A 15,385-nucleotide genomic window follows, 5' to 3' on the forward strand; every position below is an offset into this window, starting at 1 on the left:
GAGCGACAGTATTTTACTGCGAGGCGGAGGAATCGGCGCCCGACTGGATGTTGTTGTTGCCACGGGCGCGGATGGCGGCAGCCAGTCCGATTGCAGTTGCTTCTGATAACTCCTTCTTTGTTCTCATCCATACGTCAATGTTGATTGGTATCTCAGCCGTCTCGCACAACCTAGCGCACGCCTCGCGCTCGGCCTCTACTGCACGCTGTACTTCGTCTGACGCGGCCACCGGCTGATTAGGTGGCGTGGCGGTCTGGTGAGCGCGATACTCAGCTACTTCGGCTTGTTCCTCGGCTTTGTCGTAATGCACGCAGCGGGAACTGTGCGTCAGTCCGCCGTTGTGGCACTTGTGGCAGGTCTTCGTGCCATCTTCGATCTGACGTGCCATGGCCCACACGAAATTCCATCCGTGTTGCTGGGCTAGTGCGCGAAGCTGTGTGGCGAGGTCAGGTGCCGCAACATGCTGCGCTGCCTCGGCGGCAGCGATGCTGTATACGTTCGGCATTCTCCCTTCTGCGGCAGCTATGGCTGCTTCTGCCGCCTCCAGATGTGGACGGAAGTGAGATTCGATGTAATCCATGTCGATGTCAGATAGGACTATTTCGATTTTCAATCGCTTCAGCGCCCCCAGCAGCTGGGCGATCAGGGCTTGGTCAGTCATGATGGGTGGACTCCCGTATCTTCAATTCCAGTGCATGGATTTTTGCCTTCTGATATTCAATCGCTGCCCGGTAGACTTTCTTTATCCCAAGCAGGATCATTTCCCGCCCACGAATCACGCACTGTGCATAGTTTTTATCCATCCCGGTTACAGCAATTGACCTGCTGTCCGACCCTATTCGAACGCTGATTCCATCCTGATGGCCATCCAGTGTAAGTGTGCGTTCCTCGGTGACCAGCCTGTCCAATTCATCCCGCTCGGACTGGAGTTGATCCAGCAGCTTCCTTGTGGCTTGGATATCCATCACTCCCCTCCCTTCGGCTGCGGGGCAGAGGCGAGCATGGCATCCCAGCACTTATAGACCTTGCCTGCCTCATACCCGCCGATGCTTCCACTAAGTGCCAAGCAACCAGCGTCAACCATTTCGTCATCGACATCTATCGGCACAAGCACGTAGCCATCCGGCACCTGTGCGGGCTGTTCGGCGTAAAGCTTGGCACCTACGGTGGGTAGGCTTCCATATGCTTTAACCTCAAATATGGCTTTCCCATTTGCATCGAAATGAAAGTTACCGGTAAAGCGTCCAACTGGATTGTTCTCAACCGCCTTACCGGCAGGCTTGGCGCGGGTAAGCGCGGCCCTTGCGTATGCTTCCATTTCCTCAACGTTGTAAGCCGGAACCATGTCATAGCCACCATCACAGCGTTGTTGCCGACGCAGCTTAGTTGGCTTCGGGCATGGGGGTAGTTCATGCGACGTTGACTTACTCATCGCCACATCATGGAGCATCGCAAGAACTTTTGGCGCATCGATCTTTTTGTCGATTGCGTGACATGCTGCTCCGATCAGTCCGCGCGGTATCAGCAACAAGTCGTCGCCTTCAAATGTAGGATGGATAGCCATTAGTTCGATCCTTTCCGTTCATCAAGGACAACAACCAGATCAACAGATGGGCTTCCAATTACCTTTGCCTTCAGCCCACTTCCCCGGATCATGTGCCCTACGCTGGCGACGGCGGATTGCTTGGCTTGGTCTTTTATCTGTCGAACGGTGCAGTCGTTACCCCAACTGCTAGGCACTGTAATTTCAAGGGTTACGGTAACGCGGGCGGTAGCACTCATCACTCACCCCCTTTCGGCTGCTGATCGGCCCGGTCATAGCGTTCGATTTCGGCAAGCATCAATGCCGTCGCTTTAATCCAATTGCGGCGAGGGTCTTCACTCGGCTTCCACCACGATTCATCCCATGGCCAGATCGATAGCGGACTGCTGCTCTCATTCATCCAGAAGATGGCATAGCAGGCTCCTGCGGTGGCTAGCATACGCGGGGCATGTTCGTCGTCATGCTCCGGCGTCCATCCTTCCGACTCGACTTGGCGGCGGCGCTCGGCCAGAACGTCTTGAGCGGCCCGCGTTAGCTCTCCAACCTTCGACTGCGGGGCGGCGGCGAGCATGGCGCGTATTTCCTCAGCCAGTTCAATCAGTCCGGAATAGTAGTCGCGCTTGATCTCACCATGCGGTCCACCACCAAACGACAAGCTGCCCATGTCCGAGTAGCCGTATTCATCGGCGTAATCGTCGGCCTTTTTTCGATCATCTTCGCAACAGCTTCGATACCTATCGCGTACCCATCCGGCACCTGTGCTGGCGGGGCGGCGAGAAGATCAGCTGCATTGCGCATCAGCTTACGGGTCGGATTATCTTCGCAGCTTGGAGTAACTTCCCCGTAGTAGCGCAGCTTGCGCACTACTTCAGACACCACCTCACTGGCAGGCTGGGAAGCCTTTAGCTCTGCAATGGCATCAAGCAGGCTTTCCGGGTCTGAATCATCCTCATCCAAACCGAGCGCATCGCTAATTTGCGCCAGCGTCTGACATGCGGCCAAAAACATGCGCTCGTTACGGTCACGATCTTCTTTTATCGTGTCAATGTTATCGGCAGGATGTGCAACTACCGAGGATTGCTCGTCACTTGGCTGGGCGCGGGATGATTGCCATGCAATTAAGGCATCTCCCTTGGTGCCAGTGGTAATTTTCTGGCCTTCGCTATTCCACCACCCCTCAAACTCCTCGCGCATCTTGTCCATATTGAACTCCAAAAAAAATGAGGCCGCTCGGGCCTCGTTATTCCTTGTCCTGGTATCGCTTACCGCACTTGGCTGAGCAGAACTCTTCCATTCAAACGAATGCGTTGTATTTTCGACACAGCTATGTTTACTGGTGATTCATTATTTTCCCAATGGTTATAACCCTTGATACGCAACGCTTGTCAATGACGATTTAATCAAAAATGATCAATATAAACAGCAATTTACGGATAATAGACCATTGCCAATTAGAAATACCGTCGGCAGAATGCAGGCTAATCCACAACTAAGAGAGCCATCTATGGAACTCGAACAAAAAGACGTTGAATTCCTTAACGATCTGTATCACCGTCCGTCTACCTGTTTCGAAAGCTGCCCACCAGACACGAAACAGCGGTTTTTGAATTTGAGGTTTATTACTGAACGTGATGGCAGGTATGTGTCTATTGCAAAAGACGGTCATCTTTACCTGAAAGACAATGGGTATATTTCGCTTGGGCTTACGGCCACCAACCTTATGTAGCAATTCAATCGTCATCGATTAACTAAGTTCATGCAGTGCTATTTCTAGCGCTGACATGATCTTGGTTAATAGATCGATTGCTGATGCGAATCTTTCGTACGGCTCGCGCGTGAAGCTTAAAGTCCTTATGGAGTCCAGGGCTGATAACCATCGGGTAAGAAATGAGCCCATGCGCTTAATTCCGAGTACTGCGTGCTAGACCAGTACCAGTTACTTTTGAATGCTTCAGACTGACCATCTCGAAAGGATTCTGCTTTAGTCTGTTCTGGTGATTGATATGTATATGGGAACCCCGGAGGCATGCTGCTAGGATTATCACCATCTCGGAATGCACAGCGGTTCGGACATCGACCCGGCTTTAAGTTTCTATATAAGATTTCTAGCTCATCTCGACTCGGCAAGTACCAGTCTGAATAGCCGTTAATAGTCAGTCCAAGAACCCATTTTGCAATTTCGCTACCGGAATCTGCCATAGATTTAGTATTGGACATTCCATCGAATGGACTGTTAGCTCCATTAATATCCTTTCCGAATTTTCCCCAAATTCCAAAGGTTTCACCATTAGCGTTCGGTGAAACTATCAAAGCAAATCGTATTCTTCCAATACGGAAGCGACCGGCATAGAAGCCTCCGGCTAATGGGCTGCCGATTATGGGAATGTTGTTGGAATAAATTTTCTCTAGCATATCTGTTTCTCTATGTTGACCATTATGATCAATATAGTTTCTATTTATTGCTTTCTGTTAGCAATAGTCAATACACTTCGCCAGTGGTGAGCGCCCTTTCCGGCTTTATCAGAGGACGGCGCTCAGTTGGTAAGTGAGCGTGGCGCTCGCCACTGGCGATTGCAGCCAATAAAAAAGCCCACTTTCGTGGGCTTAATCTGGGTTGTCTCCGGATCCTGATTCCTGGTTGTCATCCTCGCCAATGGGGTCGGTTCTAGGGATGACATGATGGTCTTCACCGTAGTCCTGATAGGTCATCAAATCTCCTCGACATATAGCTCAATGGAGCTTGTGTTGATTTCGCGATGATCAGCGGCCACCAGTACGTAACGAGCATTTCGCTCATTCACCAGCGTTCTTCCGTACTCTGCAGCAAGCTTATGCAGGGTATTAATGGAATCGCCAATCACCTCGATTGGCATGGTGGCTTTCAGGCTAAGGCCATGAGGGAAGCTGTAGCAGGCAGTGGTGGCAACGCCGCCTGCGCTGAATGCGGCAGCCAGCTTTTCCGCTTCCATGATCCGTGCAAGGTCTCGGTTCAGCTTATCCATGTCGCGCTGGAATGCCTCGGTCAGCTGCAATGCCGTTTTTGTGTAGAGGTTCATCGTGATGCCCTATTCTCGGATTCAGCCATATACCCGTCAGAAAATGCAGACAGCTCTTCTATCGTTCGCGGATCGCCAGCTGGCCGCCCGGCAATCATGTCTCGCATGCGCCGGGATAAAAATGGGCTGCAAATCCGTCCAGCCCGCCATGCTTGCCGACCATACTCATGGGCAAGCTCCTTGTTTGACTTATACATAGCCCTACTCAGGTATCTTTTCTTCATCGATATCCGTGATGATCAGGTCGTCACGGTCATCGCACGTTATGGAGCTTCCGTCTCCGAATGTGACTACAGCGGATCCAAAGCATGAGAAGTCAGATTCCATGACAAACCCACACATGACGTGCGGTAGCCGATATTTCCGCCAGTTCTTTATGATCGCCACTTTAAGCATGCTTCCCCCTTATAGCGGGAAATACCCGGTGGCGCCTTCACGCTCAATCCTCCGGTTTTCAATCTCCCGGCGGGCTGCCGCTTGGCGTAACTCTTGAGGGGAGTAAATCGGCTTGTGCTTTCCAGAAAGCTCTTTCGCGCGAATATCGGCACGAATCGTCACGTAATCGCGTTGCGGATAGAAGCGTTTCATACACTCTTCCCTTGGATATCAATCAGGTTGATGGATGCCAGCTTCATCGAGTAATACGCCCACACACGCTTCAAACGGTGGCGGGCGACGGCGGTATAGCCGTCATGCTGGATGGCCTGCAGGTAGGTCAGCCCGTCGCGGCGCATCTCGCTGATGTCTTGCCCGAAGGTATTTGGATCAGTCCGCATCATGTCGATGATGCTTAACGAAGCGATGGCTGTTGTCGCGGTAGAGTGCACTATCTTCAATCCCTCGCCCTTGATACTCGACAGGGCCAAAGAATGGGTTGCACCAGACGACCACATCCGCGTCGGGAAGATCATCAAGGATGGCGGATAAACCATTCGCCGTTTCCACAAAATCCAGCCCACCAATCAACGGTACATGGATAACCGGCCGGATGCCTTCATCAACGAGCAGGCCCAGCGCATCGCTCTCTACCGGGTAGGCTTTAAGCGGCACAAACACAGCGGCGCCGGTGTCGATGATGGTGTCCCCATCATGGTCGAGGATGTTGCCGATCATGGTGTCGAACTGGCGGCTGTCGATCTGCTGGTGGTCGTTGAGGAGTTCCAGTCCTTTCACGCCAAGCGCGGTGATGCGCGAGAAAGTTCGGTTGACCGGATCGGTGTCGATGCACTGCGGAACGCGCGGGGAATTGGCTGCAAGGTACTGGGCTACCAGTGCGGTGATGCCCGATTTAAAGCAGCCGCCTTTGCCCTGCAGGGTGATGTGAGCAGTTCGTTGCATGGTGTTCTCCTGATTACCAGTTGAGGGGTTTGTCGCGCTGCTGGCGGAAATCACTTGGCGCAGACTTGTGTTTGATGGTTGCTTGCTTGGCCGTCTCTGGTGCGGTGGCTTTGATCGCTTCAATCTTCTGACCTTTCTTCTGTCGTTTGCGCGCCCGGTAAATCGCATTCCTGAGTTCGTCTAGCGTCATGACCAAGCCGGTGTCGACCAATGTGGCAACAATGTCGGACTGGCTGACACCGCGGCGCATAGCCTCTTCGATTTCAGGGAGTAATGCGCGAATGCGAGCTGCTTTGCTGATCTCTGGACTGGCAGGCTGGATGGCGTTGACCTGCTGCGCTGCCTGCCGCTTCCATGCGTCCATGTCGCTCATTTGTTGCTCATTTCAAGCTAATAAGATGCTCATGCAATGCTCATGAGCATCAAGGGCGGTTTTTAACGCTTCTTTTTGAATACCGGGAAAACCACCTGACCATTGCGGAAGATGGGGGACTTGATCACCCATCCTGCACTGCGCAACTCAAAAACGGCTTCATCGGTTACATCGATAAGTTCCATTGCCATGTTCTTCTCCTGATAGATAAAAAAATGGACAGCCAATGGCGTGTCCAATGTCCGGCCTTTCCGGTGCGTTTCCGCACGGATAGAGGCTTTGAAAACCCCTATCCGTGCGCTGCCTCGTGGGAGGCAGCTGACTCACTTTCGAGCCGGTCAAATCCATTGCGGCGGCCATTTAATTGAGGCTGGCCCTTTTGTTTCTCCTCTGGATTCGGTTCCGTTTCATCCGTTTCCGGCCACACGGTTTCCTTGTGGAGCAGATACTACCAACACGGATGGCGGCTGCCGGATTCCTACCGGGTATGCTCTACTAAAGACCGCTATCGCCTTTCGGGGAAGGTCTGGCTTTCAGCATCAACCGCCATACGTGTTGGTCATCCGATACTTTCTCAACGTTTCGTCTGCCGCGTGCAGCCGGGATAGCCTGTATGCGTATTGGTACTAAAAGCTTATTGGCTTTGCGGAGTTCGATATATAGATATAGCCAAAAGAAGTGGGCGATCCACACCCATGCTCGCAATGCACGGGCATGAAGTTCTGTGCTGTTCCCTGGGGTGTTTCGGTAAATATCAGTCGGTACCGGAAACCGTATAAGCTCCTCCTCGCAACGCTTAAGCATGCTGCTTTGAACTCGCTGGCTTCCATTCCATGGAAGTGCTCGAGCCAGATATCGGCTGTTTTAATCAAGTGCTCCTCGTTGTGAAACGGAAACAGCATGGCAAAGCGAGCAAGCGCAAATTTCACATCTTCGATGGTGACTTTCATGGCAGGGCCTCGGTAGAGAATTGTTCGACTGAAGAAATCGAATGTGTTGGGGCTGGTTTCTTTCCCACCAGCAAAGTCAGGCCAGTAGCTTGCCATCCGCCCTGCGCAAGCCCTATTGCCGTCCATAGACGCTTGGCCTTTGTGTTACGGCCCGCATATCGTCGCGACTCATGCTGTCTTGTCAGCTTTTGTTGGTGGCCGGTGCTGATCTCCGGCTTGTTCTGCTCACCACGTCGGCAGTCTCACGCCATTCAGATGCGGGTCATCCGTCAAGCGGTCAGCGCATCAGCCTACGCATTCACCAACACAGCCGCACACTTCGGTTAAAGCCCACCTGACTTTGATAGAAACACTGCATAAAAATTGAAGTGTGCGGCTGTGTTGACCCTGTTTCCAAGGACAACTCCACCGGTTCGCGTCCTTCATTGGTCGCCCGGCCGTGGTCGCCAGTAGTGCTACGGTTTGCGCCCCGTGTCTGGCTGAACCCCTTGCACTCGTCCGGTTTGCGGGTCTCGCCGGAGTCTTAGCGGTACGCGGTACTTTGCGTGGCTTACACTTATGTGCTGACTTGAAGCGAGTATAAGTACACTTACAGCGCAAGGCAAGAAAAATGTTAAGTGTACTTACATGGCAATGTTCTTAGCGTGATCAGCCGACAGATCTAGCTAGATGGACTTACTAGGCGGTAGGTGGTAAGCAGGATGTTGGTTGGCGATTGGGCGATGGTGGGGCGTTATCTTAAAAATTATTTCAAATAAAAAAACAAGGGCGCGATGATCGAGCCCTTGTTTTTTTAAAATTACTTTCTTCTGAAGTTTTCGTCGTTTGAACAATAGCTGTATGAATCAAAAATTAGCCCGGGAAGTCTAAGGATGTTTTCCGGTCTATCAATTACAACTTGATCACCTGCTCCAATATCAAGCCCAGCCCTAAGTATTTCTTTTTTAGATTCTTCAGATAACTCAAATGGAAACTGTATGCTTGGCCTCTGTTTATTATCAAAATATCTTAGAAGCCACCTATTTGTTTTACCTTTGCACAGAACAGTAAAATAGCTTTCAGTATCTTTGTACTGGATATCCGCATCATCTCCAAGTATTAACTTTGCATTCTCATAAATTTTAATTTCCGATGCAGTTGTTACTATTTTTGAATTATCAGGATCTACAACATCCGCTACAGCAGTAGAGACTTCTTTTTGTTTTTCATCATTTTCATCAGATTTTTCTTTATAGCCACTTGATGAAAGGCCAGAAACAACCATTGCACTTACTGAACGTTCTACGGCCTGCCGAACTAACGGAGTTATAGACTCTACAAATTTTTGGTTTAATTGCCTTTGAACGCTTGACCTTCCTGCTACATACTTAACAAAGTCCTGATCAACATCGCGCAAGCTATCACTAATAGCTTTTGTGAATGCTGATAAATATATGCTTTCCTCTGCCAATGTTCTTAATGCATCAGGCTGGAACTGATCATGCCTAAATCTAAGAAGTTGCTGTATATCTGATTCTGATATTTCATAAATATCAATTGTCAAGAATGGTGACTCATCCATTATATTTTTATTATTTAGATCAGTAAAAAATCTCCACTCCCTACCGTTTGTTATTGCAGACACAGCAACTTCAGGTGTCGCGTTGAAGTACCTTGATAGCTGAGGGCAATGGTTTACTAGCTTTTCCCCAAAAGCCTTTGCCTCAACAAACATGACTGGAACATCATGACAGAAGAGTGCGTAATCAACTCTTTCTCCACTCTTTACACTGGGAAATCTGCTTGATATTCTGCTTTAACTTTTGATGGATCAAACGCACTGAATCCAAGAATATCAAGAAGAGGAAGTATTAAAGCTTGCTTTGTGGTCTCTTCAGATGTGCACATTTCCCCAACTTTCTTAACGTGCTCAACATGTGAGAGAACTCTATCCTTGAATGAACCACTCATATTATTCCCCGTTCCCAGAATGTATAATCAAAAGCTACTAAATTGACAAATGCATAAAATTGTCAATATACAAAAATTCCCGCAGAAGCGGGAATATTTTTTATCTGGCTGGACGCCATTGCCCTCTTCGCGCAATACCTGCTACGAAGTGGATTTTTTCTATATTTTCGATATTAATATAAATTGGAGGATGGTCTTCATTTATAGAGACAAAACAGTAAGTTCCATCTCTCTCGTATAAAAATTGTTTGACCATAACTCTACCATCAATAGACTTTACCATTACTTCATCACCATTCATGTATGAAGTATTTGGTTCAACCACAACAAACTCCCCTTGCTTTATTCTTGGCGTCATAGAGTTCCCCATGCATCTTAACGCATAGGAATTAGAGTCTTTAGTTGGCCATTCAACAAAACCCTCTCCGCTACCAACAGGGTATTCAAGCTCAGCCCAATTCCCGTTATCTCCAAGTTGTGCATGACCAACAACAGGAACCTGACTAAATGAAATAAGGTCAGGGGCTAAATTAAGTTCATTTTCTGTATTTTTACTTTTCTCGTTTCTTGTCGCCAGCATTTGACCGGTTCCATATGCCAGCCAATCAGGTCTTACCCCAAGAGCGCTTGCTGCTTTTAACAGGTTTTCACCTTTTATAGATTTTGTTGCTCCAGTGCACCAGTTGTTCACTGCTACCGAGGAGACGCCAACTCTTCGGCTCAGATCAGACTGATCCATCTTGGCCGATTCGAGGGCGAGCAGGACGCGTTCACTTAGTGTTGTCATGTAAGTGAGCTTATCTTGCAACTCTGTAATCATGCTTTGAAGTTCTCTATAAGTGTGCTTATAATCCGCACCATGAAGAAGGATCGAGTTGTGTCGCACTTTGGTGGCGTAGCAAAAACTGCTGCGGCGCTTATGGTTTCTGGGCCTGCTGTTCGTCAGTGGCCAGATGATCTTCCGTTCGCTGCGATCGGAAGGATCGCAGTGCTGCAACCTGAGGCATGGTCGCTGTTATGCGAGGAGGAATCTAACGGCACGACCGGTTGTGCATTGGGTGCTTTAACCGATCGAGAAAATGATTAGCTCCACCTTCATTGATTTCCCCCTCTCCGCGTGCCGTCCAGGGCGTGCGGTTTAGCCGGTTCTCCGGCGTTTTTTTACATCGATCAGATGCCGTGGCATCTGTTGTCACTATAGCGAGGCGTGCCATGAATAGATTGTGGAATCGTCCACGAAAAACGGTAGTTGGTGTGTTGCGCGATGCGTTGCAGACGTGGCGCCAGCGCGAGCACTGGACCATGGATACGGCATCTGACGAAATCGTCAAAAGCTACTACAACACTGGGTTTGATGGCGTTTGGCTGGTTGAATTTCAGCAGCACGTTCCGGGTAAAGATGCGGTGCGAGTCATGCGAACGAACAACGAGCGCTTTGCCCGCTGGATGGATGATCAGACCAAGGATTCCACCCTGCTTCCGATCAATCTGCTTCCTGCTGTCTTGCAGGCACTGCCGATGGATCTGCGTCTGCAAGCGGCCTCTGAGATTCTTCGGCCAATTGGCCTTGATGTTTCCATCCTGCATACGGTGCCGGTGGACACGGCTGTTTCTTCGCTGATGGTGGCCTTGACCAAAGAAACGGGTGAAGGGGTGACGGCTTTTGCGCGGGTGGCAGACCGGATGACGGCTGACACGCTGCAGAGTGCAAAGATCGAGCTTGAGGAGGCGATTGCGTCCCAGCGTGATGCGCTGGATCACGTCAATGCCATGTTGGCCGGGAGTGACCAGCGGTGCAAAGAGAATTCCAGAAGCGGCGGCTGATGATGCTGAGGTGTCGGTTTCGACACGCGCCAAGCCGATCAAAAGAGGATGAGCGCCGGGCAATGGTTGAAGCAGCGAAGAGCCTGCTTGCCGGGATTATCCGTGATCGTGAGGAGGAGGCTCGCCGACGTGTCGGATGAGCTTTGGGTGCTTGAGAGTGGCGACATAGCGCGGGATGCCGCGTATGTGGTGTCGCTTCGCGGCATTACTGGCGGCGTCGATCTACGGCGTCGTGAACTCAGGCGACTGGAGCTTTTGTATGGAGCGGGCTACCGGATGAATGTGGAACGGGCCGTGAAGGAAGGGTTTGATGCCGTCGCAAGCCGGGCGGGAAGCCGTGAGCGTGCGCTGGCCGCAATAGGAAAAGGTTGATATGGGTATCCGTTTATCAGATGAAGAGCTTGAGGCGTTAGAGCTGTGCAGCCTTGGGGCGTATCGGCTATATGTCCAATGCCTTCGGCCAACGATGGATTTTCAGACGGGCATTGTCGGGCGTGGGTATGCCATCAGCCGGGGGATGCTTGCCATTAATGTGCAGTACGTTCCGCCAAGAGGGAGCAAGCGCCGGGCGTGGAAACCTACCCTGCTGCAGATTGACGCCATGATAGAGGAGCTGATTCGGGTTGGACTGGTTAAGCGGGCATCGGCTCCGCAAGAGACCATGAAGCTGGTGCTTCGCTTGCCTATGGCTGTGTTGTCTTGCCCTGTAGATGAACACGACTTGAACACGAAGGATGAACACGACACAGATGCAGCGCCAGAACGCCAACAAATAAAGGGGTTTGAGGCGCATTGCAGTGGTGATGAACACGACTTGAACCGACACCATGAACACGACATATCTGATGTTAGTTGTGTTGTGTTTAATACGCGTGCGCGAGGCAACGAGCCTTCTGCTGAGGTGATGCCCTCTCGAAATTCCGGGCCAGTCGAGTCTGCAACGTACCAAACTGCGCTGGCGGCATTCCGTGGTGCTTTGGGGCGGGATTACCGGGACGACGTCCAGACGCTCAAGGCAGTGGCGCAGCTCAAGCGACTGTGCTCGGTGACCGACGTTGACCCCGACGAGGTAAGGCTGGCGGTAGCGATGGCACGAGAAAAATCGCCTGTGTATCTGTCCAGCTACGCCATTCGGATCATTGAGGCCGGAGTGGCGCTTACGCCGGTGAAACAGCCGGTGGATCGCCAATCCTCCAAACTGCCCACGAGAAAATCAGGCTCCGATAGCGGTAGTGCGGTGCTTCGATATCTCAAGGGTAAAGCGCAATGAGCCATGACCTGATGGAAATTGACGGGTTGGATGGCGAGGTATGCGGGACGCAGACGCTGGCCGATTACGTTCTGCTGAGGATGTATGGCATTTATCCATCGATGGTCGAGCGTATCCTGAAGGATGACGGCGCGATCCGGTTGTGGATTCATGAAATGGATACGGCCCTGACTCTAAGTGGTATTGATCGGTCCGGGGTGGATGTGGCGCTGGATTATGCCCGGGTCAATCTCGATTGGCCGCCGCTGTCAGTCCCGATGTTTATCCGGTTGTGCTTTCCAGTGCGTGATTATGAAGCGGCATTCAAAGAGGCGCAGTCTAATGCCTATCGGCTTCAGATCGGTGAGGCTGTCACCTGGTCACATCCGGCAGTGTATTGGGCCGCCGATCGGTTTGGATGGTATGAGGTCAGAAACTGCTCATGGGAACAATGCAAGAACCGGTGGGCTGATGTGATGATTGAGGTGTTGCGCTGGCCGAATCATCCGGATCCACGACCAGCGCCAAGACTTACTAGCCGTGGCGGGCTTCAGACTAAAGAAGTCCAGCAGGCGGCAATAGAAGAAATCAGAAAACGCCTCGGCATGTAGGCGATAAAAATGACCGGCTTGATCCGGCAATGGGGTTCTCCGGGCATTTGGAGATAGCTGTGGATGATCGTGATGTAGTGCGTGCAGTTCGTTTTGCTTTCGAGCGTTTTTCGGCTCAAGGAGTAAAGGCGGCATCGTCGTTTGGTGAGGTGCGTGGTGGTGAGTCAGCGAGGGGTCGAGAGTTGGCAATCATGGAAGCTGGCGAGATTGTGCAGGCAGTGATCCGCCTTGAGGCCCGTTTTAACCTGGTTCTAATGGCGCGAGTGAACGATGGGAGCATGGCTTTCCTACATGGAGTATTCGATGATCTGGTTTCGTTCGTTGCGTATCATGATCCGGATTCCATGGCGTATGGAAAGGCGGGGCTACAGTATTGGGTTCGCCACTGGCTTACTGGATTCGGATCGTTTCGTGAGTTCGGTCGGGAGAACAGTATCCACCATGAAACAGCTGGGAACTTCTACCGCCAGCATGTTGAGGCGGTGCTTCATGGATGGCTAGTTGCGGCTTGTGGTGAACTAGAGCCGCTGCTGGAAAAAATTTACGGTATGGAATTGACGCCCGCTTGACAGAGTAAAAATCCGCCAATAACATGCCTTCAACACCGCCACAGGTGCGACCAGAGAAAGCCCAAGGTTAATCCCTTGGGCTTTTTTGTTGTGTTTCGAGCGTTAGCTATCTCCTCATTGTTGTCAGTTTGAAGCCCCGGCCAAGTGCTGGGGCTTTTCTTTTGTGAGTCTGAGCCATGCCATTTGCCCCACCTAGACCCTGCAAGTTCACCAGTCGCGGGTGCAGAAAAATGGCCGTGCCGGGAAGTAGCTGTTGTGCCGAGCATTTGGCGCAGGTGCGGCGCGAGGCTGACAAGAAGCGGATGAGTGATGAGGACGTGGCAAGAGTTCGTCGATGGTACAAGACGAAGATCTGGTATGCCCGTCGTTCTGCCTGCTTAAAGGCTGCCCTATTCCGATGTGCCACACCGGGCTGCGTCAATCGGGCGACGGATTGTGATCACATCATTCCGCACTGTGGTGACTGGTCGTTGTTCATTGAGTCCAGCAACCATCAAGCCCTGTGCCATTCGTGCCACTCAACCAAGACGTCCAGTCAGGATCGTGGGTTTGGCAACCGGAGGAAGTCATGACCAAGTACCTGCTCATCATGGTCATTTTGTTGTCTGGGTGTGACCCTGACCTTCCGTGCAAACCGACAGGTGAATATGGATTCCGACCGCACGTCGGGTTACGAGGATCCTATGAGCTGGTTCGATATGAGCGATATCGCTGCCCGGATGGGTCCGACGAATGGTGGTTGGCCTCGCCAACCCGTAACGCACCATGATGGTGCGGCTAGGGGGTAGGGGGTCAAATCCTTCACGGAAGTCGGTCCTCCGGTACCGCGTGCCTAAACGTCTGTGTTTTTTTTCTGAAAATTCATGGGGGGGTCTAAATCCTCTCATCGATCCAGAAACTCTCAATTTCTCTCTTTGAAAGTCAATGAATCCCTGAAAGGCTTGCTATGGCTCTGGAAACGTCCAAAAAGGCCGGTTCTGGCGCGATACCCAAGCCACCCGCCTTTTTAAAAACAAAACGGGCGCGTGAGGTGTGGCGCTACATCATCCGCGCGCTCGATAAAGCCGGACTGGACTACGCATCAGCGCTTCTGCAGATCGCCCTGTTGGCTGACAAGGTAGATGGGTGGCGAACCCATGTCGAAAACATCGACAAAATCGGATGGCGCTATGACGAAGACAGTAACGGCGGATCGCTTGAGACCGATGAAAGCCGTGCAGAGCGCCGGGCCAGATCGGAGGTATTGAACGATCTGGAAGAAGGCGGGCTGACTGTCATCTCTGCCAGGTGCGGGCCATTGATCGCCTGATTAATGGTGATCTTTTTGCAGCGAACCCGTTCGACATGTTGGACCGGATAGAAAGTGGTGGCATCTCCCTGCCGGATGAGCCGCCATGGAAACTCACAAAAACGGAGCGAAAGCTCTGGAAAGACATGCAGCCGCTGCTTATTGCCAGCGGCTTTGATTTTTCTACGGCCGGAATCTCATTGGGGTTGATCTGTGCCGCCTTCGCGGACTGGCTGGCCTGCAAGGAATGGATCGATACCAACAAGGGGTTGATCTTCGCTGTGGCCAAGGATACCGGGCGCCCTTATGAGGTTAGCGCCAGTTATAACCGACCAAAAATTGCCAAGCAGATCCGCGTAATGCTCAAGAAAAACGGAATGACGGTGGCCTCATGCGCAAAGAACAAAGCTCTCAGCAAGGGGCGGGTTCTAAGCGAGGAACTCGTCGAACTGCTCAACTTCATCAACGACAGGCCGGATTAATTCCGGCCTGTCATGTTTTACAGCCCGGGAAAAGTACGGTTCAGACGTTCTGGAGGGGCGCGTTAAGGTTGGCCGCTATGCCCGGTTGGCGGTTGAGCGGCATTACCGTGACCTGAAGCAGCAAGTGGAGCGTGGTCTGGTCTGGCGTCCGG

At 51.5% G+C, this 15,385-nt stretch carries 23 protein-coding genes; 8 read left to right on the forward strand and 15 right to left on the reverse strand.

The window, feature by feature from the left end; translation table 11 throughout:
• Positions 1-13 precede the first annotated feature (13 nt).
• The 15 genes from GKE73_RS03285 to GKE73_RS03350 form a co-directional block, all read right to left on the reverse strand.
• On the reverse strand, positions 14-661 hold the full coding sequence (locus tag GKE73_RS03285) for a hypothetical protein (protein ID WP_230369081.1): 648 nt from the start codon (positions 659-661) through the stop codon (positions 14-16).
• Complete coding sequence (locus GKE73_RS03290; protein WP_230369082.1) at positions 654-965, reverse strand: hypothetical protein; 312 nt, start codon at positions 963-965, stop codon at positions 654-656. The genes GKE73_RS03285 and GKE73_RS03290 overlap by 8 nt, the downstream gene beginning before the upstream one ends.
• Complete coding sequence (locus tag GKE73_RS03295; RefSeq protein WP_230369083.1) at positions 965-1,564, reverse strand: hypothetical protein; 600 nt, start codon at positions 1,562-1,564, stop codon at positions 965-967. Before GKE73_RS03295 ends, GKE73_RS03290 begins: the two co-directional genes overlap by 1 nt.
• A gap of 217 nt (positions 1,565-1,781) precedes the next feature.
• A complete protein-coding gene (locus tag GKE73_RS03300; protein WP_230369084.1) occupies positions 1,782-2,198 on the reverse strand; it encodes a hypothetical protein in 417 nt (138 codons plus the stop codon).
• The gene (locus tag GKE73_RS03305; RefSeq protein ID WP_230369085.1) at positions 2,141-2,746 is read right to left on the reverse strand and encodes a hypothetical protein; all 606 of its coding nucleotides are present in this window, start codon (positions 2,744-2,746) and stop codon (positions 2,141-2,143) included. Before GKE73_RS03305 ends, GKE73_RS03300 begins: the two co-directional genes overlap by 58 nt.
• Positions 2,747-3,394: 648 nt before the next feature.
• Positions 3,395-3,955: an Lcl C-terminal domain-containing protein gene (locus GKE73_RS03310; protein WP_230369086.1), complete on the reverse strand. Its 561-nt coding sequence runs from the start codon at positions 3,953-3,955 to the stop codon at positions 3,395-3,397.
• Positions 3,956-4,251: 296 nt separating this feature from the next.
• Positions 4,252-4,575: a hypothetical protein gene (locus GKE73_RS03315; RefSeq protein WP_230369087.1), complete on the reverse strand. Its 324-nt coding sequence runs from the start codon at positions 4,573-4,575 to the stop codon at positions 4,252-4,254.
• A gap of 429 nt (positions 4,576-5,004) precedes the next feature.
• A complete protein-coding gene (locus GKE73_RS03320; RefSeq protein ID WP_230369088.1) occupies positions 5,005-5,187 on the reverse strand; it encodes a hypothetical protein in 183 nt (60 codons plus the stop codon).
• Complete coding sequence (locus GKE73_RS03325) at positions 5,184-5,378, reverse strand: hypothetical protein (protein WP_230369089.1); 195 nt, start codon at positions 5,376-5,378, stop codon at positions 5,184-5,186. The genes GKE73_RS03320 and GKE73_RS03325 overlap by 4 nt, the downstream gene beginning before the upstream one ends.
• Positions 5,365-5,937 (reverse strand): P-loop NTPase family protein, encoded by a 573-nt coding sequence (locus GKE73_RS03330; RefSeq protein WP_230369090.1) that lies wholly within the window; start codon positions 5,935-5,937, stop codon positions 5,365-5,367. Before GKE73_RS03330 ends, GKE73_RS03325 begins: the two co-directional genes overlap by 14 nt.
• Positions 5,938-5,950: 13 nt before the next feature.
• On the reverse strand, positions 5,951-6,310 hold the full coding sequence (locus GKE73_RS03335; RefSeq protein ID WP_230369091.1) for a hypothetical protein: 360 nt from the start codon (positions 6,308-6,310) through the stop codon (positions 5,951-5,953).
• 62 nt (positions 6,311-6,372) lie between these two features.
• Entirely contained in the window at positions 6,373-6,501 is a 129-nt protein-coding gene (locus GKE73_RS22345; protein WP_280954727.1) for a hypothetical protein, read from the reverse strand.
• A 435-nt stretch (positions 6,502-6,936) separates the two neighbouring features.
• Positions 6,937-7,356, reverse strand: a complete 420-nt coding sequence (locus tag GKE73_RS03340; protein WP_230369092.1) for a hypothetical protein — start codon at positions 7,354-7,356, stop codon at positions 6,937-6,939.
• A 703-nt stretch (positions 7,357-8,059) separates the two neighbouring features.
• Positions 8,060-8,974: a type I restriction endonuclease subunit R gene (locus GKE73_RS03345; protein ID WP_230369093.1), complete on the reverse strand. Its 915-nt coding sequence runs from the start codon at positions 8,972-8,974 to the stop codon at positions 8,060-8,062.
• A 336-nt stretch (positions 8,975-9,310) separates the two neighbouring features.
• Complete coding sequence (locus GKE73_RS03350) at positions 9,311-10,030, reverse strand: XRE family transcriptional regulator (protein WP_230369094.1); 720 nt, start codon at positions 10,028-10,030, stop codon at positions 9,311-9,313.
• A 39-nt stretch (positions 10,031-10,069) separates the two neighbouring features.
• Here GKE73_RS03350 and GKE73_RS25325 point away from each other — a divergent pair, with 39 nt between their 5' ends.
• The 8 genes from GKE73_RS25325 (at position 10,070) to GKE73_RS03385 (ending at position 15,233) form a co-directional block, all read left to right on the forward strand.
• Positions 10,070-10,297 carry a Cro/CI family transcriptional regulator gene (locus GKE73_RS25325; protein WP_376767267.1) on the forward strand — a complete coding sequence of 76 codons (228 nt, stop codon included), beginning with the start codon at positions 10,070-10,072 and terminating at the stop codon, positions 10,295-10,297.
• Positions 10,298-10,422: 125 nt separating this feature from the next.
• Positions 10,423-11,034 (forward strand): toxin YdaT family protein, encoded by a 612-nt coding sequence (locus tag GKE73_RS03355; RefSeq protein WP_230369095.1) that lies wholly within the window; start codon positions 10,423-10,425, stop codon positions 11,032-11,034.
• A 48-nt stretch (positions 11,035-11,082) separates the two neighbouring features.
• Positions 11,083-11,406 (forward strand): hypothetical protein, encoded by a 324-nt coding sequence (locus GKE73_RS03360; RefSeq protein ID WP_230369096.1) that lies wholly within the window; start codon positions 11,083-11,085, stop codon positions 11,404-11,406.
• A gap of 229 nt (positions 11,407-11,635) precedes the next feature.
• Positions 11,636-12,304 carry a hypothetical protein gene (locus GKE73_RS03365; RefSeq protein WP_230369097.1) on the forward strand — a complete coding sequence of 223 codons (669 nt, stop codon included), beginning with the start codon at positions 11,636-11,638 and terminating at the stop codon, positions 12,302-12,304.
• Positions 12,301-12,894 (forward strand): hypothetical protein, encoded by a 594-nt coding sequence (locus tag GKE73_RS03370; RefSeq protein ID WP_230369098.1) that lies wholly within the window; start codon positions 12,301-12,303, stop codon positions 12,892-12,894. The genes GKE73_RS03365 and GKE73_RS03370 overlap by 4 nt, the downstream gene beginning before the upstream one ends.
• 59 nt (positions 12,895-12,953) lie before the next feature.
• A complete protein-coding gene (locus tag GKE73_RS03375) occupies positions 12,954-13,463 on the forward strand; it encodes a hypothetical protein (protein ID WP_230369099.1) in 510 nt (169 codons plus the stop codon).
• A gap of 946 nt (positions 13,464-14,409) precedes the next feature.
• Positions 14,410-14,772, forward strand: a complete 363-nt coding sequence (locus tag GKE73_RS03380) for a hypothetical protein (RefSeq protein WP_230369100.1) — start codon at positions 14,410-14,412, stop codon at positions 14,770-14,772.
• Complete coding sequence (locus GKE73_RS03385; RefSeq protein WP_230369101.1) at positions 14,751-15,233, forward strand: hypothetical protein; 483 nt, start codon at positions 14,751-14,753, stop codon at positions 15,231-15,233. The genes GKE73_RS03380 and GKE73_RS03385 overlap by 22 nt, the downstream gene beginning before the upstream one ends.
• Positions 15,234-15,385: the final 152 nt, after the last annotated feature.

Source organism: Paludibacterium denitrificans, assembly GCF_009707705.1.
In the GTDB taxonomy this organism is placed as follows: domain Bacteria; phylum Pseudomonadota; class Gammaproteobacteria; order Burkholderiales; family Chromobacteriaceae; genus Paludibacterium_A; species Paludibacterium_A denitrificans.